This is a genomic window from Acinetobacter sp. HR7, from assembly GCF_000773685.1.
GTDB lineage: Bacteria > Pseudomonadota > Gammaproteobacteria > Pseudomonadales > Moraxellaceae > Acinetobacter > Acinetobacter thermotolerans.
Genome location: NZ_JPQO01000190.1, coordinates 1 through 599 on the forward strand (window position 1 = coordinate 1; position 599 = coordinate 599).

The following is a 599-nucleotide window of genomic DNA, read 5'->3' on the forward strand; positions in this document are numbered from 1 at the left end:
GCGCTATTCAGCTGAATGGTTTCATCTTTTAGAATACCTTTGGATTCAAGCACTGGATGTTGCTGGATTACCTGATACACAGATTTAGGCCTAAAACGTGTGACAAATCCAATGTTTTGAGCAGTCAGATTTGCATACCATTGGTAATCGACATAGCCTTTATCAAAAACTACAATGCTGCCAGCAGGAAACTGGAATTTGCGGCCTTGTACCATGTCATTTTCTTTGCCATTTTCAACTGCAACAAACTCAGGAATATCATTGCTGTGATTCAATCCTATGCTGAGTTTCATGCTGGCTTTTGAGTCGTGAACTTTGGCCCATTCACATAAGGAAAGCGACAGGTTAATATGACTGGCATCCAAGGAATACAAGGGATTCTTAAAGCGAAATTTATGAGCTACTTTTGAGTGTTCATAGTATTTAAGCAACTTGTAAAATAGCTGTTGATACAAGGCAGCAGGCTGCTGCTCATTGATTCGTGCCAGCGTGCTTCGGGGAATAGACTTTGCTCCGAGATGACTTAGCTTTTCCTGTTGGCACTCCAAATTGGACTGAATATCTCTCAGACTTTGCCTACAAGAGAATTGAGACATCAA

1 pseudogene is annotated in these 599 nt (G+C 41.1%); it reads right to left on the reverse strand.

The features are described from left to right. Positions 1–599 (reverse strand): annotated as a pseudogene (locus tag GW12_RS11200) (IS4-like element ISAbe18 family transposase); the annotation flags it as partial.